The sequence below is a fragment of the Acinetobacter sp. SM34 genome (genome assembly GCF_022012365.1).
Lineage (GTDB): Bacteria > Pseudomonadota > Gammaproteobacteria > Pseudomonadales > Moraxellaceae > Acinetobacter.
Genome location: NZ_JAKLTP010000001.1, coordinates 66843 through 91597 on the forward strand (window position 1 = coordinate 66843; position 24755 = coordinate 91597).

At 41.6% G+C, this 24755-nt stretch carries 18 protein-coding genes and 8 tRNA genes; 19 read left to right on the plus strand and 7 right to left on the minus strand.

All coding sequences use genetic code 11. From position 1 onward, the window contains the following. The first annotated feature begins 1 nt into the window (after position 1). From LZZ98_RS00305 to LZZ98_RS00315, 3 genes are read left to right on the plus strand one after another with little or no spacing between them, the layout of a single operon-like run. Positions 2-655, plus strand: a complete 654-nt coding sequence (locus tag LZZ98_RS00305) for a hypothetical protein (RefSeq protein WP_442862675.1) — start codon at positions 2-4, stop codon at positions 653-655. 32 nt (positions 656-687) lie between these two features. After that, positions 688-2949, plus strand: coding sequence for a DUF6160 family protein (locus LZZ98_RS00310; RefSeq protein ID WP_237786170.1), 2262 nt, complete (start codon positions 688-690; stop codon positions 2947-2949). A gap of 23 nt (positions 2950-2972) precedes the next feature. Continuing rightward, positions 2973-4358, plus strand: a complete 1386-nt coding sequence (locus tag LZZ98_RS00315; RefSeq protein ID WP_237786171.1) for a hypothetical protein — start codon at positions 2973-2975, stop codon at positions 4356-4358. A 63-nt stretch (positions 4359-4421) separates the two neighbouring features. Here the strand turns inward: LZZ98_RS00315 and LZZ98_RS00320 are convergent, their stop codons facing one another. From LZZ98_RS00320 to LZZ98_RS00335, 4 genes are all read right to left on the minus strand, one after another. Next, complete coding sequence (locus LZZ98_RS00320; RefSeq protein ID WP_237786172.1) at positions 4422-6137, minus strand: proline--tRNA ligase; 1716 nt, start codon at positions 6135-6137, stop codon at positions 4422-4424. Positions 6138-6233: 96 nt separating this feature from the next. Then, positions 6234-9338 carry an efflux RND transporter permease subunit gene (locus LZZ98_RS00325; RefSeq protein WP_237786173.1) on the minus strand — a complete coding sequence of 1035 codons (3105 nt, stop codon included), beginning with the start codon at positions 9336-9338 and terminating at the stop codon, positions 6234-6236. Between the two features lie 23 nt (positions 9339-9361). Beyond that, positions 9362-10471 carry an efflux RND transporter periplasmic adaptor subunit gene (locus LZZ98_RS00330; RefSeq protein ID WP_237786174.1) on the minus strand — a complete coding sequence of 370 codons (1110 nt, stop codon included), beginning with the start codon at positions 10469-10471 and terminating at the stop codon, positions 9362-9364. 79 nt (positions 10472-10550) lie between these two features. Further along, complete coding sequence (locus LZZ98_RS00335; RefSeq protein WP_237786175.1) at positions 10551-11195, minus strand: hypothetical protein; 645 nt, start codon at positions 11193-11195, stop codon at positions 10551-10553. A 280-nt stretch (positions 11196-11475) separates the two neighbouring features. Here LZZ98_RS00335 and pilG point away from each other — a divergent pair, with 280 nt between their 5' ends. The 6 genes from pilG (at position 11476) to LZZ98_RS00365 (ending at position 20038) form a co-directional block, all read left to right on the plus strand. Continuing rightward, on the plus strand, positions 11476-11859 hold the full coding sequence (gene pilG / locus LZZ98_RS00340; RefSeq protein WP_086174807.1) for a twitching motility response regulator PilG: 384 nt from the start codon (positions 11476-11478) through the stop codon (positions 11857-11859). A 23-nt stretch (positions 11860-11882) separates the two neighbouring features. Continuing rightward, positions 11883-12251 (plus strand): response regulator, encoded by a 369-nt coding sequence (locus LZZ98_RS00345; RefSeq protein ID WP_086174806.1) that lies wholly within the window; start codon positions 11883-11885, stop codon positions 12249-12251. Between the two features lie 5 nt (positions 12252-12256). Then, positions 12257-12793, plus strand: a complete 537-nt coding sequence (locus tag LZZ98_RS00350) for a chemotaxis protein CheW (RefSeq protein ID WP_086174805.1) — start codon at positions 12257-12259, stop codon at positions 12791-12793. A gap of 45 nt (positions 12794-12838) precedes the next feature. Beyond that, positions 12839-14911: a methyl-accepting chemotaxis protein gene (locus LZZ98_RS00355; RefSeq protein WP_237786176.1), complete on the plus strand. Its 2073-nt coding sequence runs from the start codon at positions 12839-12841 to the stop codon at positions 14909-14911. Positions 14912-15084: 173 nt separating this feature from the next. Continuing rightward, complete coding sequence (locus LZZ98_RS00360; RefSeq protein WP_237786177.1) at positions 15085-19575, plus strand: hybrid sensor histidine kinase/response regulator; 4491 nt, start codon at positions 15085-15087, stop codon at positions 19573-19575. A 4-nt stretch (positions 19576-19579) separates the two neighbouring features. Then, positions 19580-20038, plus strand: coding sequence for a hypothetical protein (locus LZZ98_RS00365; protein WP_237786178.1), 459 nt, complete (start codon positions 19580-19582; stop codon positions 20036-20038). 78 nt (positions 20039-20116) lie between these two features. On the opposite strand, the gene dapE is transcribed toward LZZ98_RS00365, so the two are convergent. The 3 genes from dapE to LZZ98_RS00380 all read right to left on the minus strand — a co-directional run bounded on the left by dapE (position 20117) and on the right by LZZ98_RS00380 (position 22530). Further along, a complete protein-coding gene (dapE, locus tag LZZ98_RS00370) occupies positions 20117-21253 on the minus strand; it encodes a succinyl-diaminopimelate desuccinylase (protein ID WP_237786179.1) in 1137 nt (378 codons plus the stop codon). A 131-nt stretch (positions 21254-21384) separates the two neighbouring features. After that, positions 21385-21534, minus strand: a complete 150-nt coding sequence (locus LZZ98_RS00375) for an entericidin A/B family lipoprotein (protein WP_086174800.1) — start codon at positions 21532-21534, stop codon at positions 21385-21387. Positions 21535-21660: 126 nt separating this feature from the next. After that, a complete protein-coding gene (locus LZZ98_RS00380; RefSeq protein WP_237786180.1) occupies positions 21661-22530 on the minus strand; it encodes a DUF1853 family protein in 870 nt (289 codons plus the stop codon). A gap of 97 nt (positions 22531-22627) precedes the next feature. Here LZZ98_RS00380 and LZZ98_RS00385 point away from each other — a divergent pair, with 97 nt between their 5' ends. From LZZ98_RS00385 to LZZ98_RS00430, 10 genes are all read left to right on the plus strand, one after another. Beyond that, on the plus strand, positions 22628-23011 hold the full coding sequence (locus LZZ98_RS00385; protein ID WP_237786181.1) for a YbaN family protein: 384 nt from the start codon (positions 22628-22630) through the stop codon (positions 23009-23011). Between the two features lie 7 nt (positions 23012-23018). Further along, positions 23019-23546 (plus strand): cell wall-recycling L,D-carboxypeptidase ElsL, encoded by a 528-nt coding sequence (gene elsL / locus LZZ98_RS00390; protein ID WP_237786182.1) that lies wholly within the window; start codon positions 23019-23021, stop codon positions 23544-23546. Between the two features lie 293 nt (positions 23547-23839). After that, positions 23840-23915: transfer RNA gene (locus LZZ98_RS00395), tRNA-Val, on the plus strand. 25 nt (positions 23916-23940) lie between these two features. Beyond that, positions 23941-24017 (plus strand) — tRNA-Asp (locus tag LZZ98_RS00400). Between the two features lie 51 nt (positions 24018-24068). Then, a tRNA-Asp gene (locus LZZ98_RS00405) sits at positions 24069-24145 on the plus strand. A 21-nt stretch (positions 24146-24166) separates the two neighbouring features. Beyond that, positions 24167-24242 (plus strand) — tRNA-Val (locus LZZ98_RS00410). A gap of 13 nt (positions 24243-24255) precedes the next feature. After that, positions 24256-24332, plus strand: a tRNA-Asp gene (locus tag LZZ98_RS00415). A gap of 31 nt (positions 24333-24363) precedes the next feature. Continuing rightward, positions 24364-24439 (plus strand) — tRNA-Val (locus LZZ98_RS00420). A gap of 37 nt (positions 24440-24476) precedes the next feature. Next, positions 24477-24553, plus strand: a tRNA-Asp gene (locus LZZ98_RS00425). Positions 24554-24644: 91 nt separating this feature from the next. After that, positions 24645-24720: transfer RNA gene (locus LZZ98_RS00430), tRNA-Val, on the plus strand. Positions 24721-24755: the final 35 nt, after the last annotated feature.

Below are 24755 nucleotides of genomic sequence, written 5' to 3' on the forward strand. Positions count from 1 at the left end.
AATGCTTATGAAATTATTTTTTTATCCTGCCCTCATTATCTTTTCGAGTTTGGTTCATGCAGATCTTGTAGGCTTGAACAGTATAGAGTTGACCGATGTAATTGGACAGGGGGGGGCTGATTTAAGTTGGACATTGTCTTTAAACCATAAGTATGCCAATGACATGTCACTACAAGATATTTCTAATAAAAGTAAAGCCTTTAATACTTTGACGGTAAGCGATATTAACTATGTTTACAACTGTACCAACGACATTTTATGCCGTCTTGCGATTTCACCCAACAATCATGTGGAAAATGGCAATCAAAAATGGTTAGTATTTAAAAAAATCCAGGGAACATTGCAAATTGACCGTTTCTCCATGGATGGCTCGACCATTACCAACAAAGATGGAAATCCACAAACGGCAATGCAACTTACTTTTTATGATAATGCACCTTTAAAAATTAGAAATTTAGGTTTTGCTGGATTGTCTGTGGAAAGTGGGGCAGAAGGATACTTAAATTCAGAAACTTATGGCACAGAGGCTGGTACATTCGATAGAGGTTTAGAAAAAGGATTCATGGGGTTAAATGCACATGGGAATTTACATATCTCAGGTAACCTCAAAATTTTTAGTTATAACTGTGCTGGGACTTCAACTAGTCGCTGCTAGTCAGCTAAGAATTTAAGAATAGGGATATTAGAATGAAAATAATAAAATTAAATATACTGACAGCCTGCGTACTTATTGCTCAGCATGGTTATGCTATTCAAGAGTTAAGTGATCAATCACTAAGTAGTGTGACAGGACAAGATGGAATTTCTATTACGCATGAAATGTCGAAAGCGACAATTACTCAGGCGAATTGGATAGACTATACAGATCAAGGTAATATGAAACTTGGTTTGCAAGGTGTGGAAATTACGGGTAATGGCCAAACAAATATTTTAAGTAAATTAGACTTCGACGTAGGTGCAACTGCGAATGGCACAGGTGTAAAAATAAAAGCCAGTGTGTCCCCTTTTCAGGCGGCAGTGCAAAACATCATGTTGATTTGTGATACCTGTAGCACAGATCAACAGCAAAGTTTAGGTTCTTTAAATATTAAAACAACTACACCGTTTGTCATGAATCTTGAAACAACAAATGGATTATTTAACCGTGATGCGAAAGCTCATCTTGATCTTAATCTGCAAAATGCCAGTATTAGTTATGGGTTAAACAACTATAATCTGACTTTAAAAGATTTTAACTTTAATCTTGCAGCAGATGGTTATTTGTACATTGACCGTACAGAGGGTATTGTCTTAACAACTAAAGCTAGAGATGGTTCAGACAACCTGGTTGATTTAGGGCGCGTACAAGATACGAGTGATGTTAGTTCAACACGAACGGGAGCAGATGCCCCCACCAATCCTGGGGTGAATATTGATATACGTTATGGCACTGGAACTACGCAGAATAACGTTATTCGTATGGGGGCATCAGGTGCAATTGCCAATGGTAAAATCTTTATAAATTCTGACCAAAGTGGTTATCAGAATTTTCATCGCAATACCAATGGTATCCTGACAGGCACTCTAACCGATTACCAGGCTTTAGGTGTAGGTGGTTTGCATTTTGGTATGTCTGGAGAATTTACTCGTACAGGCAATACCTTACTTGGTACAAGCCATAAGCCTACAACTTTGGAAATTGGTCATACTGGACATGGTAGTTATGCCATTGAATTCTCAGATCTGGCACCATTAAAAATACGTACTTCAAATACTGATGTTACTAAATTAAATAGCCAAAATGCCTATATTGATTTCGGTGATATTTATATTAATACTGTTAGTACTAATAATTTAAATTTTATTTATAACGATACCATTGAGAAAGTTTTAGGTAAAAACCCAACAGATTCAAACCAAATTACCTATGCCATTAATGCAGCTAGCACAAAGCAAAATGCGGCATTAATTGCTGTGCGTGGTTTTGATTTTCAATCTATTGCCCGTACAGCACGTTTTATTTCAGATAACTCAATTGCGAAAATTGACAACCAAACTGCCCATTGGGGTATTGGTATTCCAATTTATAATCTGAATGCAAACTTGGCATTATTTTCAAAAAGTTATAAGTATAAGACTGCAACGACTGACAGCCAAGGGTTGGGCTATAATCTTGTCTTTTCGACTGATGGTTATGGTATTGATCAAAAAACAGGTGAGCCTGCCACAACGTCTATTATTGTAGTTGACGGTGGAACTGGTTCATTTAATGAACCAGTAAATTATTATGCAGGCCTTAGAAATATTGATTCCTACATGAAATCAGATGGATTGATTGGCTTTGAAGATGATGGAATTTATATTAAGGCAGACAATTTATTATTTGCTGCTAAAGCTGAAATTGCGATTGGACAACTGCCAGGATCTTTATATAACTGTCCAGTTGAAACCCCAAGTTGTACTACTAAAAAAATTGTACCCATTGATAATTTTGCCCAAAAAGACGATGTGTTGTCTTCTATTGCATTTAAGATAGATGGTAAAGGTGAGCTATTAATTATTCCGGGATCGGAAAGTCCAACTGGTACTGCAGATACGAATTTCTTATCGTTAAAAGCGAATTTTGAATTTAACCCGCCAGGAGTAACAGGTGGGAATGGCAGTTACTTCAGTATTATTAATGAAGATACCAATACAACTACTAATGCAGTAACGTCATCCAGTGTCAATCTAAACAAATTGCAAGGGCGTATTGGTCTTGAGTCTCGTATCAAAGTAAAAAGTGATACCGTGGTGATGGATAATCAAATTAAATTTAATTATGAAAATACAGTCAACTCAACGGTTACCAATAAGGTATTAAAAGCGGAATTGGCATTATCGCCTTCAGCAGGAACAATGCAAAAAATGGCAGATATTGCGATTACAGGTGGGACTATGCGTAGTACGTTAGGGATAACACCGCGTTAAAACAAATACCAAGGATAAAGAAAATGAAAAAAACAATATTTGCAGGCATTGTTACTTTAGTCTTAGCATTTGTAACATCCACAATGTCTTATGCAATGACGAGTCTAGATGATCAGTCACTTTCGGATGTAACGGGACAGGCTTTGTTTACACTTACTAAAGAGACTGATTCAACCCAAAGCCTGGATTTTTTTAAACTCGGTTTCCAGGCAGAACTGGCTTTAAATGCCAATATTAAATCACTACAGTTGGGCTGTGGTGGCGATAATGGTGCAGGAAAATGTGATATTGATATTTCGGAGTTATCTTTTGGTTGTGTCACAAATGCATCAGGAACTTGCATTACTTTACCTGGTGTAGCCGGACAACCCACAGGAACAGATCCTAATAATGCAGATACTAATCAAGCGGGTTTAAAAGATTTTGTATTAACCAATCCGTTTTTTCAGTTTGCGATTAAGGGTGGAAGCAACGCAGCAACCCGCCAGGTAGTCGGAATTCGTTTAGGAGCGGATAAAGCAGAAGGACCAATGAGTATTGGTAGTTTGGCATCTTATAGTGGTTATTTGACAGGTAAAACAAATTTAAATATTCAAGCACAAACCAATATTGGGGTAACATGCCAAGGTGGAACTGCAGGGTGTACCTCTGGAGCTGCAAAATATTCTGGTACAGCGTATGGTATGCCATCAGGGGGAACAGTCGCTACTGCATATTTGGGCGTAAAGGATGCTGAAATTTTAAACCTGGGAATTGTTAAGGTCAGATATCAGGATATGACAATTGATACAAAAGCAGCATCATCGAGTGCAAATGTCACAGCTAAAGGAACTCGATTAACACAAGTCGGAATTTCAAATTTAGAACTCGGTAAAACAGTAGATGATGTCGTTAATGGCTTGACGATTAATCAAATCTGCGCGACTCCATTTTATGGTGGAAGCGGCTGTGATGTCCTCACTGGACCTCAATTAGCGAATTCATTGATGCCTGTACTAAAAACAGGAATTCAAATTTATATGAAGCAACAAACTTTGATTGGTCTCGGTCTAGCTGTTCCAATTCAAGGGACATTCGAAACTGATTCCACCTATAGCGGAAAATTAACAACTTTGCTGAATGATTATATTTTGCCGTATAATTTAAACAATGTTCATCAATTAGACGTCAATTCTAATCTCTTTGGTATAGCCTTAACTGCTTTAGACAGTATTAAATATCCAGGTTATGCAGATTCTGTAGGGAAGGGTTGGTCAATGTATCTTCAAGATGCTTTTACCCTGAATATTAATGACTCATTAACCAATTTGATGTCAAACATGGTGCAAAATGGTAAGGCGGCAGCAGGTAATATTACAACTTTAGCGCCAGCTTATCGGAACTGCTTTGGCTCTTTAAAATTCTGCTAATTGTAAAATTTATAAAATAAAAAATCCCGCTACTTAAGCGGGATTTTTTATTTCAAAGACAAATTACTTTGCAATTTTAGCCAGTAATTCTTGTTTAGAAATATTTACAGATTCAGCATCGGTACGACCTTTATATTCGAAAGTACCGGCATCCAGACCTTTTTCACCAATCACAATACGGTGTGGAATACCGGTCAATTCAAGGTCGGAGAATTTCACCCCTGGACGTTCGTTACGATCGTCAAGAAGTACATCATAACCGGCTGCTTGAAGTTCAGTGTAGAGTTCTTCTGCAGCAGCCAATGCACGTGGTGACTTATGTGCATTCATTGGAACTATGGCAACTTCAAAAGGTGCGATTGCTGCTGGCCAGATAATGCCTTTATCATCAAAGTTCTGTTCAATGGCAGAGGCTACCACGCGCGTTACCCCAATACCATAACAACCCATAGTCACAACCAGTGGCTTACCATCTTCGCCTAAGACCTTACAGCCTAAAGCTTCAGAGTATTTTTGACCCAGCTGGAAAATGTGCCCGACTTCAATACCGCGTTTGATTTGTAGTGTGCCTTTACCATCTGGAGATGGGTCGCCTTCAACCACATTACGCAAGTCATAAACTTCAGTAAAGGTTGCATCACGTTCCCAGTTTACGCCAGTTGCATGTTTGTCGGCTTCATTTGCACCGGCAACAAAATCAGAAAGGACTGATGCTGCACGGTCAACAATAACGGTAATGCCTTTTTCAATCAAACCTTGTGGCCCAATGAAACCAGTGGTTAAGCCAAGTTCAGCAATTTGTGCTTCAGTTGCAAATGTTAAAGGTGCTGTAATTAAAGGATGCTTTTCAGCTTTAATTTCATTGAGTTCATGGTCGCCGCGAAGGAATAATGCCACCACAGGTACATTGCCTTTTTCATCCGCGATACCTTGTACGAGCAATGCTTTTACAGATTGCGCAGCATCGGTACCTAAAAAGGCAGAAACCTCAGCAATAGTTTTTTGATCTGGTGTATCAACCAGTTTCAATTCTTGGGTTGCAGCTGCACGTTCACCGACTAGAACAGCTTCAGCCATTTCAACGTTCGCTGCATAATCAGATTCGGTAGAGAAGGCGATATCATCTTCACCACTTGAAGCTAAAACGTGGAATTCATGTGAGCCGGAACCACCAATTGAGCCAGTGTCCGCTTGTACCGGGCGGAAGTCTAAGCCCAAACGGCTAAAGATACGGCAGTAAGTGTCGTACATCACGTCATAAGTTTCTTGTAGAGAAGCTTGATCCACATGGAATGAATAGGCATCTTTCATGATAAATTCACGTGAACGCATCACACCAAAACGTGGACGTACTTCATCACGGAATTTGGTTTGCACCTGATAGAAATTAATTGGCAGTTGTTTGTAGCTTTTCAATTCGTTACGTGCAAGATCGGTGATGACTTCTTCATGCGTTGGGCCAAGCACAAAATCATTGTTATGACGGTCTTTGAAACGTAAAAGTTCTGGACCATATTGCACAAAACGGCCGGATTCTTCCCAAAGGCTTGAAGGCTGGGTTACTGGCATGAATACTTCCAGCGCTCCTGCACGGTTCATTTCTTCACGGACAATCGCTTCAACTTTATTTAGCACGCGTACGCCCATCGGCAACCAAGTGTATAAACCCGAAGCCAATTTACGAATCATTCCCGCACGTAACATGAGCTGATGTGAAATCACTTCAGCATCATTTGGGGTTTCTCTTAACGTAGCAAATAAAAAGCGACTCGCGCGCATGGAAACTGTCCTAATAATTAAGCGTTAAAGCATAAGATTATACGATAAAAAATGAGGTGAACATTTCAGAATGTCACCTCATGTCAAGTGAGTTTATTATGCCATGATTTTTCGGATTTGGCGCGTCATAAAATTCTTCAAGTCATCCAGGTAGGTGAAGATCACAGGAACCACAACCAGAGTCAATAGGGTGGAAGTGATTACGCCCCCAATCACGGCATGGGCCATGGGTGCACTTTGTTCGCCGCCTTCACCCAGACCCAATGCTAGAGGAATCATCCCCATCACCATGGCACTGGTGGTCATTAAAATAGGGCGTAGACGGGTTTTACCCGCTTCTATAATGGCATCATAACGATCAACCCCACGATCCATGGCTTTTTTGATGAAGTCAATTAACAGGATGGCATTTTTGGTCACTAATCCCATCAGCATGATAATACCAATAATGGAAAACAGGTTCATGGTGGAATTAAACAGGAATAAAGCCAGAAACACCCCAATCAGCGAGAGCGGAAGGGAAGCCATAATTGCTGCAGGGTGAATGAAGCTGTTAAATTGTGAACCCAGTACAATATAGATAAACACAATGGAAAGGGTAATGGCTGTTAAAGCATAGCCTGCCGATTCTGCCATGTCTTTATTTGCGCCCTGCGTAGCAAAACTATAACCCGGTGGCAAATCAAAGTTATCTTCAATTTTTTTGATATCTGCACCAATATCACCTGCAGGTCGGCCTGCTGTATTGGCTTTTACCAGTACTTCACGAGCCAAATCACGACGGGTAATTTGCGATGCACCCATCGTTTCGTTAAAGGATGCCACACTCGCCAACGGTATTAAAATAGGCTGGCCTGAAGCATCGGTTTTTTGTGAGTTCAGATAAAGATTTTGTATATCGCTCGGTAAGGTACGTCTGTTTTCAGTCAGGCGAAGATTGACATCATAGGTTTCGCCTTTTTCATCTTGCCAGGTGGTTACGTTATCGCCTGCAATTAAGGGACGGATGACACTGGCAATTTGATTGACAGAAAGGCCTAAATCACTCGCCAAGACCCGATTGATATGAACTGCCAGGGTCGGCTTAGGTTCTTTCAGCGAACTTTCAAGATCGACGATACCTTCTACTTTAGAAATTTCTGCAAGAAAGCGATCGGAGATTTTTTGCAGTTCGTTTAGATCGGGTCCTTTAATGGAAATAAGAACCGGCTTTTGTCCACCAGAAACAGTTTCATCTGCAGAAGCCACAGAAGTAATGGTAATCCCAGCTACGCTTTGTAGGCGCTGGCGAAACTCGTTATTCAGTTGGGTTAGTGTTTTAGCACGTTCCAGACGAGGGGTAACCCTGACGCGTATGCTGACATGGTTTTTACCGCGATCAGTTACTCCATTAATAATACTGTAGGTATTACGCACATCTGGATGCTTGCGAAGAATATTTTCAACTTGTAATAGCTTGGCTTGTGAATATTCGAGTGATGCATCCACTGGTGTTTCAAATTTAATCCGAATTTCATTTTTATCTGGAACGGGAACAAATTCTGTACCAATCAATTTAGATAAACCCAAAGCCCCAAAAAGCGAAGCGACTGCAACCATCAGGGTTAAAATGCGGAAGCGTAATGCCAATTTTAACAGCTTTTCATAGTAATGGCTTAAATGATCAAGTTTTTTGGATATCCAGTTAAAGAAGCGTTTGATTCTGCCGGGTTTTTTGTTTGGATCATGTTTTTCAGCCCAGTGCGCAGAAAGCATGGGATCGAGGGTAAAACTGACAAACATCGAAATCAGCACTGCAGCACTGACGGTTACCCCAAATTGATAGAAGAATTTACCAATAATTCCGCCCATAAATGCAACCGGCAAAAATACCGCAACAATGGTGAGCGTGGTAGCTAAAACCGCCAGCCCAATTTCTTTGGTTCCATCCAGTGCCGCCGTAACGGCATCCTTACCCATATCGGCATGGCGGACAATATTTTCGCGCACTACAATGGCATCATCAATCAGCAGACCAATACTGAGGGATAATGCCAGCAAGGTCATCATGTTAATGGTGAAGCCAAACGCCCAAATAAAGGTTAATGTACCCAGCAGGGAAATTGGTAAAGTCAGCCCGGTAATGGCGGTGGAACGGAAAGAGCCTAAAAACAGTAAAACAATCAGAACGGCGAGCACTGCGCCTTCAATAATGGTACGTGCAACATCTTGAATACTGCCACGAATTCCTCGAGAACTGTCCACTGCAACTTTAGCCACTGTACCCTTGGGGAGCTGTTTCTCGATTTTCGCCAAGGCTTTATAGCTGGCATTGACCACATCAATCACATTGGAATCGGAATTGCGCAAAATATCCATTGCGACCGCAGCTTTACCATTTAAATAAGCGCTTGATTCAAAATCGGTTTGACCATCTTCAATGCTTGCCACCTGTTTTAAGTAAATAGGAGCACCATTTTTATTGGCAATAATCAAATCACCAAAAGCTTGCGGATGAATCACTTTAGACTTGATTTCCACCACCAGTTCTGAGGTCGGCTGTTTTAAAGTTCCTCCCGGAACTTCAATATTTTCACCTTTCAAGGTATTGATGACCTTGTCTACCCCAATGCCAAAGCTTTGCAGTTTTTGCGGATCGACTTCAATACGAATCTGGCGTTGTGCATCGCCCAGTAAATTGACTGTACCCACGCCTGGTACAGTTCGAAGTTGCGGGACAATTCGCTGACTTAAATAGGAGCTCAGGTCGCGTAACGGCATGGTCTCCGATTCAAACACAATCGACATCACCGCATTGGCAGTCGGGTCGTAACGCTCAACAACAGGATCTTGAATTTCATCACGGAACTGGGCAGTAACAGGAGCAATTTTATCGCGAATATCCTGGGCGGCCACCGCAGAAGACATATCTAAATTAAATTCGACAATAATGGTCGAAAGCCCTTCACTAGATTGAGAAATAATCTGTTTTAAACCGGAAATGGTGTTGATCTGATCTTCCATTTTTTTTGTAATTTCAGATTCAATGGTTTCAGGAGAAGCACCAGGATATGAGGTATACACCACCACAAATGGAAAATCGACATCGGGAAATTCTTCTACGCCCATGCGTTGCCAAGATGCCAGCCCCAGTACTAGTAAACACAACATCATCATGATGGTGAAAACAGGATATTTAACACTAATTCGGGTAAACCACATAAGAACAATCCTGTACTTATTTTTTATTCTTTATTGATGATGACCGCTTGATGAATGTCCTGGTCATTAAATTTAATACGGCTAATTTGGTCTGTGTTTTGCAGTCCTTGAACAACAGCCAAATTGTCCTGAGAACGTTGCTCTAATATCACCAGATTTACTTTTTCAATTTTGTTCTGTCGAATCACCCATACGTAGGGTTTAGCTTTAACATCCTGAATCACATCAAGTGGAATGAGCTGACCTGAAACCTGGGTTGAAGCAAGAATGTTGCCTTCTACGAAAGAACCGATACTGAGTGAGTTAATGGTTTCATTTGGTCTGGCAAAAAATTCAATCTGGCGACTGGCAGGATCGGCAATAGGGGAGACTCGAGTTAAAACCGCAGTCAGTTGCGCTGGATTACCTTGAATGGTGTATTCAATTTGTTGTCCAACCTTCAATGCAGCCTGCATGTCACTTGGCAATTTGGCCTGAATTTCCAATTGATTCGGATCCACGATTTCAAACAGGGTCTGGCCAGCAGCAACGGTTTGGCCGGCATCGACCTGGCGCTGTGTAATCACTCCAGAAATGGGGCTATAAATAGTCCCTTCACGCTCGGCTTTTTGGGCAATATTGACACTGGCCTGCTGTGCGTGCACATTTTCCAGTTGCGCCTGATAGTCTACATTGGCCTGTTCATATTCAACTTTGGAAATAAAGCCTTGATCCAATAAGCGCTGTTTGCGCTGCATCATATTCTTTGCTAGGTTGGCCTGGGCTTGAGTCGCTGCAAGATTGGCCTGGGCTTGCGCTAAACGTGCGGCATTATCTTGATTATTCAGGAGAACCAAGACCTGTCCCTTAGCGACCGACTGCCCGACCTGGACATAGACCTGGGTTGCAGTAGCCGTGACCTGAGCCTGTATGCTACTTTGATTGACTGCACGAAGCGTACCGGTAAAAGCACTTTTGGCGACAGAAGTGCCATTCTTCACGGAAACTAGATCTTTTTCAATTAACTCAATTTTTGTTGTTGTTTCTACAGGTTTTTCTATCTCATTTTTTTGGCAAGCTGTTAGAAGTAAAGTTAAACACAGAACGCTGCCGGTTAAATATTGCTTATGGTCACTTAATTTAGATTTTTTCATATGCTGTCCAGATAGCATGTAGCTTCATCCTTTTTATTTATTGTGACTTAAATTAAGTGCTTCATAGCCTAAATACAATTTATTCAAGCGCTTTTAAGCGAGCGATAATATTGTCGTATTCTGCTTGAGTATTTCGATAGTTAATTTGTAATGATTGAATCATTGCTTTTTTTGCTTCAATGTTCTTCTGATTGTTTTCTAAATTATTTTTTAAGCTACTTGGCAGGGCTTCAGCTTTACGCAAGTGTTCAAGCTGCTGACGTTTAAAGTAGATCCGGTCAGTCTGTAATTGTTTTAACTGGTCTTGCTGGAAGGTAATTTGTTTTTTAATACTGGCTAATAAGTCATTACGTTTTGTAATTGCAACTTGACTGCTACCATAAGCTTTTTTAAGTTTCAAGTCTGCTGCCTGTTTCTGGGCATGTGCGGCACGTAAGGGAGCCTGTTTGATCTCCAGTTCGCTATTGAAGGCACGATTACGTTTGATCACCTGCATGTTCTGATCCAAAGCTTCATAGCCATGGCGAATATGGTTGGGGGTAACGTTACTACTAATATTGGCCACACCTCTGCTGTCATAATAACGATACCAGGTGGCTTTAGGTGGCAGATTTTCAGCAAATGCCGATACTGCCTGAAAAATGATAAAAGAAAGAAAAATGAATCTTAAGGTCATTTTTTTTTGTGCAATGAAAGCAAGTTTGTATTTAAACTGACTTTGCATTGTAACCCCCGAATAAAAGTTGACTAAATTACTTATTTTAAAAGTAATAAATAGGCTATCTTAGACTTAAAATAAGCAATAAAAAACCTCTGTCTGTCAAAAAAAAATCATTGGTCGGTAGAAAATGTGAAGCTGTTATTGAAAATAAACGAAAGTGAGTCTTTGTGCGGAAAATGTTCATTGAAAAGGCAAGTAAAGATATGTTAAAAATGTTTTTAACTTGTAATAAAATTTTCGACTAAAATTGTTTGTACATTCTAAAAATCGGAAGGGTCATTAAATGGACGATAAATTCCACAATCTAAAAGTGATGGTGATTGATGATTCAAAAACCATTCGTCGTACAGCAGAAACATTACTACAACGTGAAGGTTGTGAAGTCGTGACCGCAGTAGATGGTTTTGAAGCATTGGCAAAAATTGCTGAAGCCAATCCGGATATTGTTTTTGTAGATATCATGATGCCACGTTTGGACGGTTATCAAACTTGTGCACTTATCAAGAATTCACAAAATTATCAAAATATTCCAGTCATTATGCTGTCAAGTAAAGATGGTTTATTTGATCAGGCAAAAGGTCGTGTTGTTGGTTCGGATGAGTATTTAACTAAACCCTTTAGTAAAGATGAATTGTTAAACGCTATCCGCAATCACGTAACAGCATAAGTTTATTTTTATTGGGGAAAAGCATGTCACGTATCCTTATCGTTGATGATTCACCTACAGAGACATTTCGTTTTAAAGAAATTTTAACCAAGCATGGCTTTGAGGTGATTGAAGCGGCAAATGGTGCTGATGGTGTCACAATGGCACAAGCAGAACTGCCAGATCTAGTGTTAATGGATGTGGTAATGCCTGGGGTAAATGGTTTCCAAGCGACACGTCAAATTGCACGTGGTACGACAACAAAACACATTCCGATTGTGATTGTCAGTACCAAAGATCAGGCAACCGACCGAGTTTGGGGGAAACGTCAGGGGGCGAGTGATTATTTGACTAAACCTGTAGACGAAAAACAATTAATTGATGTGATTAAACACCACCTCAATGCAGGATAAGCTCTATGGCAGCTAATGGATTTATCGAATTACTTCGGTTGGCGAAACGTGGCAACAAAAACTACGTTACCACTGAAAATGAAGTAAACCGATGGTCAGGCATTGCTTTTGAGATGATGGGGCAATATTTTGTTGCCCCTTTAGGTGAAGTATCTGAAGTGATTTATCCACCTAAATATACGCCGGTTCCCAATACTCAATCCTGGGTAATGGGTTTGGCCAATATTCGGGGACGTTTACTTTCAGTAGCTGATTTGGCGCATTATATTTCGGGGCATCGAAGTCAGTTTTCACCGACTCAAAAAGTATTGTGTATTAGTCATAATGACCATTATGTCGGTTTGGTGGTAGATCAGGTTTTGGGGATTCAACACTTTAACAAGAAAAGTTTCTTTTCTAAACACAGTGAATTAGACAGCAATTTACAAGAATATTGTCAGGGATATTTTTATCAACATAATCAACACTGGCATGTTTTTTTATTTAGTCGTTTATTGCAAAACCCAAAATATATGAATGCCTCTATAAAATTTATAAATTAATAGTCGCACGCTAAAGAATGATAGCGCAACTCGGGGAGAAGCTGGATGGGCTTTAAACTTAAAAAGAAGAATACAAGTGAAGGCACCAGCCGTAAGGGTGGGAATGCTTTATTAGCAAAGATTCAATCACAAACAGAGCAATTATCACGTGTATTTGGTGACAGTGAAAAGTCCAAACCATTAATTTTGGGCGCAGCATTTTCTCTGATCGTAGCACTATTCCTATTATTGTACTTATTCTATAGTGTGCCACGTAATAACGAATTGACACGTAGTGTCGGTGACTTGCGTCTGTTATCACAGACCATTTCACGTCAGGCTACTGATGCAACAGCTTCTGGAACCAAAGAATCGATTGATAAATTAGTTCAATCGCAAAAAAACTTTGCTGAAAACTTGGAGGTGGTTAAAGATATTCATCCACATACGGCTGCATTGATTGAAGTAGAAAAGCAGTGGAAAACGATATCAGAAGGGATTGATTTAATTTCATCTCAACAAAAAATGATTAACCAGCTTTACGATACCAACATTGCGATTGGTGAATCGATTCCGGGGATTCAGGCAGAATATAACCTAATGGTTGACCAAATGGCACGTCAAAACATGCCAAGTAACCAGGTGGTGATTGCGAAAAACCAGGTATTTATTGCAGAACGTATTCTTCGTTCGATCAGTTCTGTATTAGCGGGTAGTGATAACTCACGTGAATCTGCAGATGACTTCAGTGCCGATACCGAAACTTTTGGTTCTTACCTGAATGCCCAGTTGAATGGTAGTGCAGAACTGGGTGTAGAGAGTATTACTGATCCAGCATTACGTGAATCGCTTAGCGGTATTAAAAGCGAATATGATGATGTACTGAAATCTGCATCTGCAACGATCCTTAAAAACTCGACTCAAATTGTAAAAGTACGTCAAGCTTCTGCTTCAATTTTTGCCCAGTCAGATGAATTGTTAACTAACCTGAATAAGCTATCCGGCGGTTCAAGCTTGGCGATTGCACTTCCTGCATTGCTATTAATCTTGTGTCTGGTTGCTTTCCTGTTTGCTGTATTCAAATTACTTGCATTACGTGGCCAGTCAGATAAACAGCGTGTAGCAAGCTTGCAAGAAGAATATGACCGTAACCAAAACGCGATTTTACGTTTACTGGATGAAATTGCCGATTTGGCAGATGGTGATTTGCGTTCATACGCAACGGTATCTGAAGATTTTACCGGTGCAATTGCCGACTCCATTAACTTCGCGATTGACCAGTTACGTGACCTTGTATCGCGTATTACCGATACATCGCAAGAAGTTGCGCAATATACCGCCAATACGCAGGGCATTACCAACCAGTTAGCCGAAGCATCTGAACACCAGGCGCAAGAAATTGCCGGTGCATCTGCCGCAATTAATGAAATGGCAATGTCAATTGACCAGGTATCTTCAAACGCTGAAGAATCAGCAGTCGTTGCGGAACGTTCGGTAAAAATTGCTGCCAATGGTGCGGATGTTGTAAACCGTTCTATTGAAGGTATGGATACCATTCGTGAGCAGATCCAGGAAACTTCAAAGCGTATTAAACGTTTGGGTGAGTCTTCTCAGGAAATTGGTAACATCGTTGCCTTGATTAACGATATTGCCGACCAAACCAACATCCTGGCATTGAACGCTGCAATTCAGGCATCGATGGCAGGGGAAGCAGGTCGTGGTTTCGCCGTGGTAGCCGATGAGGTACAGCGTCTTGCGGAACGTTCAGCATCTGCAACCAAACAGATCGAAGGCTTGGTAAAAACCATTCAAACGGATACCAACGAAGCGGTAATTTCGATGGAACAAACCACTTCGGAGGTTGTACGTGGTGCGAACTTGTCTAAAGATGCCGGTGTGGCACTGGATGAAATCCAAAACGTATCGAGCAACCTGGCGAAATTGATTGCCAACATTTCTGATGCTGCAAAACTTCAGTCTGCTTCTGCAGGTCATATTGCAACCACGATGAATGTTGTACAAGAGATTACCTCGCAAACCACCACAGCAACATTCGATACAGCACGTTCGGTATCTGAATTGGCAAATATGGCCGAATCATTACGTGAATCTGTAACTGACTTTAAATTACCTGACTAAGGTAAGACCGAAGCCTTGTGATGATATACCTTGCTTGCGGGCAAGGTATATCCGAAAAACACAGATAATGCATCGACAAGATGAACTTAACTTCAAAGTTAGGTCTCGCGTGATGGTGACAATTAAGTTTGAGTGCCCTTCTTGGTGGCAAATCAACGTAAGAAGCCTAAGCTATGAAAGAAATATTAAAAAATTTAGTTGAAACGACAACGCTTCCTGAAGATAGTTATCTTGATCAAGATGCAGAAATTTTAGAAATTTTTGTTGAAGAAATAGAAGAGATCTTCGTTGAATTAAGTACTTTATTTGTTCAATGGTTTGAAAATCCACAAGATCAGGAAACCTTGACTACGATTCGTCGCCATTTCCATACCCTTAAAGGCTCTGGACGCATGGTGGGGGCAAAGTCGTCTGGCGAATTGGCGTGGTCGGTTGAAGATACTTTGAATCGTGTCATTTCCGGCACAGTAGTTTTGGACAGCACAGTTCAACGGTTTGCTCAAACTGTATTTAATATTTATCAATATAAGTTATACCCAATTTTTAAAACGGTACAAAATGCTGATATCGACTTAAGACCTCTCGTATTATTGGGGCAGCAAATACAGCAGCAGGTCAGCATAGAGCCTGCATTAGAAGAGTTACTTGAGCTGTCTAGCAGCTTGACCAGTGTAGATAGCCCCACTGGCTTAGAGTTACATGACCTATCATCTAGTGAAATAGAAATTGAAGCAGCAAGCGAAACTACTGCTAATGAAGAGCCTGTTGCAGCAGAAGACAATAATTATCTAGAAGAAACGGTTGCAATCTTTATTGAAGAAGCGGAAGAGCATCTGCTTACGATTGATCAGTTCCTGAAAAATGAACCGGAAAAACAGCAGGATTATAATGGCCTGATCCGTGCCTTGCATACCTTGCGTGGCAGCTCTTCAATGGCTCAAATTGAACAAATTTTTGAAGCCAGTACCAAGGTTGAAAACCTATTTAAAACGCTTTTACAAGAAGAGATTGTTTCTACATCGGCACAGACTGCTTTGCTGATTCAATATGCTGAATTTGTCCGTGATTATTTACATACCTTAAGACAGGGGCAAACCCAGAAGCTGGATGCGATTTATGCCACCTTTAACACGGCATGGGACAGTTACGGTTTCACTTCGATAGAAGTGGATGAAGATGTCAACCCGCAAGGTCTAGTGTCCAAACTGGTTGAACTGAATATCGACTTGCTGTTGGATGCAGAGTTCGAATTCGATAAACGCGCCAAAGTTGAATATCCGGAATATATCCAGGCTTTAAGTGAACAGGCACAACAGTTATTGGATCATACCGATAACCGTGCTGCGATGGGTATTCATCAATTTACCAATGAATTGAAGTCTAGCTATGAGGCACTGGTATCCAAGCCAGAACTGCTTAATATTGATTATGCCTATGAATTGTTCGGACAGGCACATCAAGAATTTATTCATCTGTTTGATACCCTGGCAGCGGGTCAGCGCGTTATTTTAACGGAAGATGTTCAGAAAATACTGAGTGACCTAGCGGCCTTTGTTCAGCAAGACCTTGAACAGTTTGAAGCTGAAGAACCGGGTGCTGAAATTCAAGCCAAAGCAGTCCCAGCTATTGCTTCAGGCAGTGTGGATCTGGCGCAAATTTCACAAAAAATACGTTCAGATCGTGCGCAAATGCATGCCGCTGATGCAAACAGTGATTTTGATGAAGATTTGCTGGAGATCTTCCTGGAAGAAGCAGAAGAATTGTTAGGCGGGATTGATCAGGACTTGAATACCTGGTCGAAAGATCCATCCGATACAGCGGCACTGAATAATTTAATGCGTTATTTGCATACCCTCAAAGGTGGTGCAAATATGATTCAGGCGACTCATATTGGTTTAATCTCGCATGAATTAGAAAGCATTTATGAGCGGGTGATTCGTCAGCAAATTGAAGTCAATCCACAACTCATTAGTATTATTCGTTTAGTACAAGATGATATTTCCGATCGTATTCAAGTCATTCGTGATGAGCAGATTGACTATGCTGGTACTGAATCGATTGAAATTTTAAGAAATATTCAAGCGATCGCTCAAGGTAGCGTGGTGGTAAGCGCTGCAGTTGCAGAAGTCGAAGCGATAGCTGTACCTGAAGTCGCGACTGAAATTGAAGAACTTGGAACTACAATTGAAATTGAAGCCGAAACTGAAGTCGAAGCTGAAACAGTTGCTGAGGAATTAGCAGAACCTGTGGCAATTTCAGCCGCAGAAGTCGAAACAGTTGCTGAAATTACCTTGATAAGTCCGGTTCATGTTGAAGATCCAGATGATAGTATCCGTTCAATTGCACAGGAAACATTCCTAGAAGAAGCAGAAGAGATTCTGGAGTCTACGGATGGCCTGTTGAAGCAATGGTTTGATCAGCGTAGTGACCGTAGCTTGCTGCTTCAATTACAACGTGCAGCCCACAGTTTGAAAGGTGGTGCGCGAATGGTTGAAAATGAACCGGTAGGGGCCATTGCCTACCAGTTGGAAACCACATTCGAACGTTTTGCGGTGCATCAGTTCAACTCGAATGTTTATGACCTGTTATTGCAAACAACCTTTGCATGGTTAAAACAGGCGATCTTCGAGCAAGATTACAGTAATTACGACAGTATTAAGTTAAGCTTAGAGTCAATTGAATTTGTTGATGTAACGGCGAAATTGCCAAATCGTGCCACTCAGCCCGATACGCTTACAACGGTTAAAGCCTTTGAATTCGTTCAGGGTGATGGTACGGAACCACCGGCAATGCTGGGTGAATGGGGTACAAGTACTCAACAGGAAAACAGCAATGAAATGATCCGTATTTCTGCCGATCTGGTGGAAAAAATGATCGATTTGTCTGGTGAAAATGCGATTAACCGTTCGCGTATTGAAATGGACTTGGGCCAGTTTGGTAATACCCTGAACGAAATGGAATTGGCGATCAAGCGTCTGGCTGACCAGTTACGTCGAATGGAAGGTGAGCTAGAATCGCAAATTATTGCCAAACATGGTGACACTTCACGTTATGCTGACTTTGACCCATTGGAGATGGATCAATATTCATCATTGAACCAGTTGTCAAAATCACTGGCGGAATCTGCATCTGACTTGGTGGACTTTAAAACGACCTTGTCTGAAAAGATTCGCGATACCGAAGGCTTATTGTTACAACAATCACGTATTCAAGCCGAGATTCAGGAAAGCTTGATGCGTACACGTCTGGTACCATTTGACCGTTTATTGCCACGTTTGCAACGTATCGTGCGTCAAACCTCATCGACGTTGAACCGTCCAGCGGAGTTAATTGTTCAAAACACTGAAGGTGAATTGGATCGTAACATTCTTGAACGTCTGGTGACTCCGTTTGAGCACATGCTACGTAACGCGATTGACCATGGTCTGGAAGACACTCATGTACGACATGAACTACAGAAGCCTGAAGTTGGGAAAATTGTCCTCAATATTAGCCGTCAGGGTACTGACGTACTGGTGTCGTTCAGTGATGATGGTAAAGGGATTGATGAAGCAAAAATTAAAGAAAAAGCGCTCAGCTTGGGTTTAATTAAAGCCGATCAATCCATTGATAAGCAGGAAATCCTGCAATTAATTTTCCATCCTGGATTTACTACTGCCAAAGAAGTGACCCAAATTTCTGGACGTGGTGTTGGTCTGGACGTGGTGCAAAGCGAAATTAAGGCGCTGGGTGGGCATATTTCCATCGAGTCTGAATTGGGTAAAGGTACTACATTTACCATTCGGGTACCGACCACAGTAGCGGTAAGCGATGCCTTGATGGTGAAATCTGGTGATCAGCAGTTTGCGATTTCACTGGCACAAATCGACCGTATTGTACGTATTGCACCATCTGCGCTGGAGCAGTATTTCAACAGTAAAGATGACTTCTTTAAAATTGATAATACCAGCTATAAACTGCGTTACTTATCTGAATTCGTATCCAATCAGCCTTTACCGCGTTTAAGTAGTATTGCGCATTCTTTACCGGTGCTACTCATTAAGGGTAATAATGGGCAAACCATTGCCTTATTGGTAGATCAGCTGATTGGTTCACGTGCACAAATTGTGGTGAAACCGATCGGTCAGCAATTCTCAAGTGTGGGTGTCATTGCCGGAGCAACCATTTTAGGTGATGGTCAAGTCTGCCTGATTTTGGATGGCCAGAATATTGCCCGCCAAATTCAGAGTACCCAACGTCTTAAACATCTGTCTGATCAGCGTGAGCATTCTCGTTACAGCAATGCGCGCCGCCTGATTATGATTGTGGATGACTCGGTGACTGTACGTAAGGTGACCTCACGTTTACTTGAGCGTCAAGGCTTTGATGTGGTAACAGCCAAAGATGGTGTAGATGCCATGGAGCAGCTGGAAAATGTCAAACCAGACTTGATGTTGCTGGATATTGAAATGCCACGTATGGACGGATTTGAAGTCACTAACCTAGTTCGTCACCATGACGTGCATCAAAACTTGCCTATTATCATGATTACTTCAAGAACAGGCGAGAAGCACCGTGAACGTGCATTCAGCCTTGGGGTAACGCACTATATGGGTAAACCGTTCCAGGAAGCGGAATTACTGGAAAATGTGGAAAGTTTGTTAGACGAGACCAGTCAGGGGTAATTAAATGAGCCAAAATAGTGTTTCAAACTCTGCTGTTGATCAAATTTCACAACAAGAGTTATATCACCTTATTACGGTATCTACCGGATTTATCGATACGTATATTATTGGGTGTCATGGCAAGGAAGCGATGATTCTTCCACAAAATATTGTCTTGTCGGCACTGGATAGTGCCACACAAGTACCTTTTGTAGAATGGCATGAACTGAAATTACCGGTATATGCGGTGAATGATCCAGAGCGGAAAACTGGCGTGGCATTGGTGATTGAAGGGGATGATGTCAGTCAGCGTTTTGCCCTGATGTGTAATGAGATGCCAAAAACTATTCGTCTGCGTATTTCTGAAGTGGTGGATGATGAGCGCACCGTAACAGACCTGGATGTATTTCAGTATGTGCGTATGGGCGATCAGGTATTTCATGTGCCAAATCTGGCTCACATCCAGTCTTCTTTGGGGTTATAAAACCTAGCGCTTAATCTAATAATGGACAATAAAAAAGGAACCTTAAGGTTCCTTTTTTATTTATGGATTTATTAGTTTTTAGTTAGCCAATAAGCCTTCCAAAATTTGCTCATAAATTTCAGCAAGCGGTTCTAAATCAGCGACATTTACATGTTCGTCAATTTGATGAATGCTGGCATTTAATACCCCGAGTTCGAGCACTTGTGCACCAGTAGGTGCAATAAAGCGACCATCAGAAGTGCCACCACTGGTAGACAACTCAGTTTCAACACCTGTTACATTACGAATGGCATTTTTTGCTGCATTGACCAGTTCACCCACTGGAGTCAGGAATGGCAAACCAGATAAGGTCCATTCAATATCGTAATTCACTTGATGTCGATCCAGAATTTCCAGAGTACGTTCTTTTAGCTGTTCGGCAGTGACTTCAGTTGAATAACGGAAGTTAAATAAAAGATTCATGGTTCCTGGAACCACGTTGGTTGCACCGGTACCTGCAGAAATATTGGAAATCTGGAAAGATGTAGCCGGGAAATATTCATTACCATTGTCCCACACCGTATCACACAGTTCAGCTAAGGCTTTAGATGCAGTATGAATCGGGTTAATGGCAAGGTGAGGATATGCTACATGGCCTTGTTTACCTTTTACGGTCAATTTGGCATTCAATGAACCACGACGACCATTTTTAACGATATCACCCAATTGATGCGTACTAGAAGGTTCACCGACCAGACACCAGGTCATTTTTTCATTACGTGCTTCTAAAGCTTCTACTACTTTAACCGTTCCGTTAATTGACGGACCTTCTTCATCCGAAGTAATAAGGAAGGCAATAGAACCTTTATGATTCGGATATTTGGCAACAAAACGTTCAGAAGCTACCACCATGGCTGCCAGTGCGGTTTTCATGTCGGCACTACCGCGGCCATAAAGTTTGCCATCGCGGATTTCCGGTACAAAAGGATCTGAATTCCAGTCATCTAAACTGCCGGTGGGTACGACATCGGTATGGCCTGCAAAACAAAGCACCGGTGCTTCAGTTCCTTTACGCGCCCACAAATTATCGACATCTTCAAAACGCATCGGTTCAATATTGAAGCCTATTTTTGCTAAACGTTCCGCCATTATGGTTTGGCAGCTATGATCGATCGGTGTTACAGAAGGCTGACGTAACAGTTGCAAGCTTAAATCAAGGGTGGAGGAAGATGTCATGCGATTTTCATAAGTCGATAAATTTGTCGGTACTATAATAGGCGAATATGCCCTTGAAAGTGAATGACTGCCATAAAATTGCCATAAAAAAACCCTATCTTGGATAGGGTTCTGTGTGTGCTGAAGACAAACTAGTTTTTGCGGATTTCCTCAGAAGTTTTTTCTGCAGTATTGGTCACGGCATCTCCGGCTTTAGATACATCTTTACCCATACCTTTAAAGGTATTACAGCCAGTTAAAGCGAATGCAATAATGAGGGAAGCGGCAAGAATTTTTTTCATCATCATCTCCAAGTAATTCATTATTTTGATGTCAATTCAGGTTAATTAATGCCCAGCGTAAACAATATGGTTTTTTGATGGTAGAAAAGTAAGCATTTGTTATAAAAATAGACAATTCTCATAAAGTTAGCCCTTTACCTTTTGAGAAAGGAGGGGAGAATTTCGGTACATATAGAAATTATTTTGATCTTTTTGCAGATATAACCCATTGCTCCACCAGTGTGCCGTATCGCTACTGATATGCTGTTGCGGACAAATCCATTCTTGTCGTTGTAATCGATAAAAATCAGAAGTTTGCGGTGGAATATGGCTTCCCCAGTAACCTAAGCGGCGTTGCAGATTAACCCAGTTAGGGATAGCGCTTACCGTGCTTTCAATAGGGAGGTAGAGCTGTCCTTTAAGTACCGCAAAACGCTGTTCAATATTATGCTCCAGTGCATCCTCAAATTGAAACTGCTGCTGGCTAAAGTGACTTAACTTGCGCAATAAGGTATCGCTACGGTTTAAGCCATACCAATAAGGCAAAGAAAAATCACGTTCCGCCAAATAGTATTTTAAAGCCACTTCCCAGTGTTCAATGGCCTTGCTTTCAGTATTGAATAACAGGAAGTCGAGTTCACCCAAGGTGCGTGGCCCAGCTATTTTTTGAATGCTATGACCGAGTAATTGATAAGGGTGATAGTCTTGCTCGAGCAGCCAAAACCAGATAAACATTTCAAAACGTAATCCCAAACGGGTACTTTTCAGTTGTTGTAAAAAGCTTTCTAACTCTTGCGGATGCTGATCTAAATAAAGCAGTCTGGCACGATAATTTTCAAAATGGCTGTGCCATATAGCATTGTCGTGAAACTGAAAAGTGTGTTTTAACACCAGTTCGGCAGGAGTATCCGATAAAATATTTGGACTGCATATGCAAAAGGCCAATTGCCGAACCAGTAAATTTTTAAATTGCAGCCAAGGTTCCTCAAGATGAGACGCTTGATTTAAAACAAACATAGCCAACCCCTGGCGCTAGATTAAAAAGTGCAGAATGACAACGGATAATATGCAAAAACACTTTATACTACCGCAATTAGATGTATAGGGCAGTGCTATGAAAATGTTGTTTTGGCGAAGTTTGGTGATGATTTTTGTCATCCTGGGCTTTATCGGGGCACTTTTACCGGGTATGCCAACAACAGTATTTCTGATTTTAGCCGCCTGGTCAGCCTCTAAAGGCTGGCCACAAATGGATGCCTGGCTGCTGAATCATCCTAAATATGGCGCAACATTAAGAGCATGGCGCAAAAACGGCACCGTACCACGCAAGGCAAAATGGTTCGCCAGTATCATGATGCTAATCAGTGGAATCATCATGTTATTTACTACTGCTCCAGTGTTGGTGAAAATATTTACCGATTTGACCATGCTAAGCGTTGCCATCTGGCTATGGCTACGACCTGAACCTGCAGCTGAACCGATTAAAGACGTTGAGTAATTTTGTTATGACATATTCTTTAGAGCAGGCAGATGTCTGGATTGATTTGGCTGAGCAAATTTTAACCTTGCCTAAGCATCACAAGTCTTATGTCATCTCTAGCGGCAAGAACGGGATCGGTGAGCAGGAAAATTCCGGCAAGACGCCTAGGGGCTGGCATAAAGTGGCACTCAAGTTCGGATATGCAGCGCCTAAAAATGCAGTGTTTAAAGCGCGACAAGAAACTGGTGAAGTATACGATGCTGCATTGGCTGCACAATGCCCTGAACGCGACTGGATTCTATCGCGCATTCTCTGGTTAAGCGGCCTGGAAGAAAATTTTAATCAGGGTGAGGGCTGTGACACCTTTAAGCGCTATATCTATATTCATGGCACCCCCGATACGGAACCCATGGGGATTCCAATGTCTCATGGCTGTATCCGGATGCGCAATGAAGATGTGATTGAATTATTTGAACTGATCGCTGAGGATGCTGTGGTGTTTATTTCAGAACACCGTTTGAATTCGACGGACTGTAAAATAGGCACTCACTGATAAATAAAGAGGCAAAGCAGTTAAAAGCTGAAAATCCAGGTTTATCGGATTGATTAAAAAATAGCAGTATTTGCCAACAGTTCAAAAACCATGAAAATTTTGCCTTAAAATCATGCCGTGATTTTTCGGGTTTTTACAGGAAATAGTAAATAAGTTATCGAATTTGTTTGTTTTTATAGCGAATAACCTATTTTTTAATCACTCAAACGTAAAAAACCAAAAACAGGCAGAAAAGCGTTTGACAGGCTGCATAGATTCTCTATAATGCACCACACAAACGATGAAGTCGTAAAGGGCGCTTAGCTCAGTTGGTAGAGCGTCTGCCTTACAAGCAGAATGTCGGCGGTTCGATCCCGTCAGCGCCCACCAATCCTTTACGTTAAATGTTTTAAGTGCAGCGGTAGTTCAGTTGGTTAGAATATCGGCCTGTCACGCCGAGGGTCGCGGGTTCGAGTCCCGTCCGCTGCGCCACTTAATTCAGATAACAAGTTGTTTGTACCACAATAGAGACATTGTGTAGATGCAGCGGTAGTTCAGTTGGTTAGAATATCGGCCTGTCACGCCGAGGGTCGCGGGTTCGAGTCCCGTCCGCTGCGCCATTTACATGATAGACCTTTTGAGGGCGCTTAGCTCAGTTGGTAGAGCGTCTGCCTTACAAGCAGAATGTCGGCGGTTCGATCCCGTCAGCGCCCACCAGATTTTTTATGATGCAGCGGTAGTTCAGTTGGTTAGAATATCGGCCTGTCACGCCGAGGGTCGCGGGTTCGAGTCCCGTCCGCTGCGCCATCCCTAAAATCGAAAATGTAAGACCCTTTGAGGGCGCTTAGCTCAGTTGGTAGAGCGTCTGCCTTACAAGCAGAATGTCGGCGGTTCGATCCCGTCAGCGCCCACCATATCTTCGGATATGAAACTTATTTATAAGTTTGCCGTGCAGCGGTAGTTCAGTTGGTTAGAATATCGGCCTGTCACGCCGAGGGTCGCGGGTTCGAGTCCCGTCCGCTGCGCCATTTTCTAGATTCCTTGTTCTAGATCATGGTTACATCCAGCAAGATTTCTTTCTTGCGTCATAAAAATAGTCATGCTATTTTTATTCCTCAAGGGCGCTTAGCTCAGTTGGTAGAGCGTCTGCCTTACAAGCAGAATGTCGGCGGTTCGATCCCGTCAGCGCCCACCATATATTCTCCTTGATAAAATTCTATTTTTTCCATA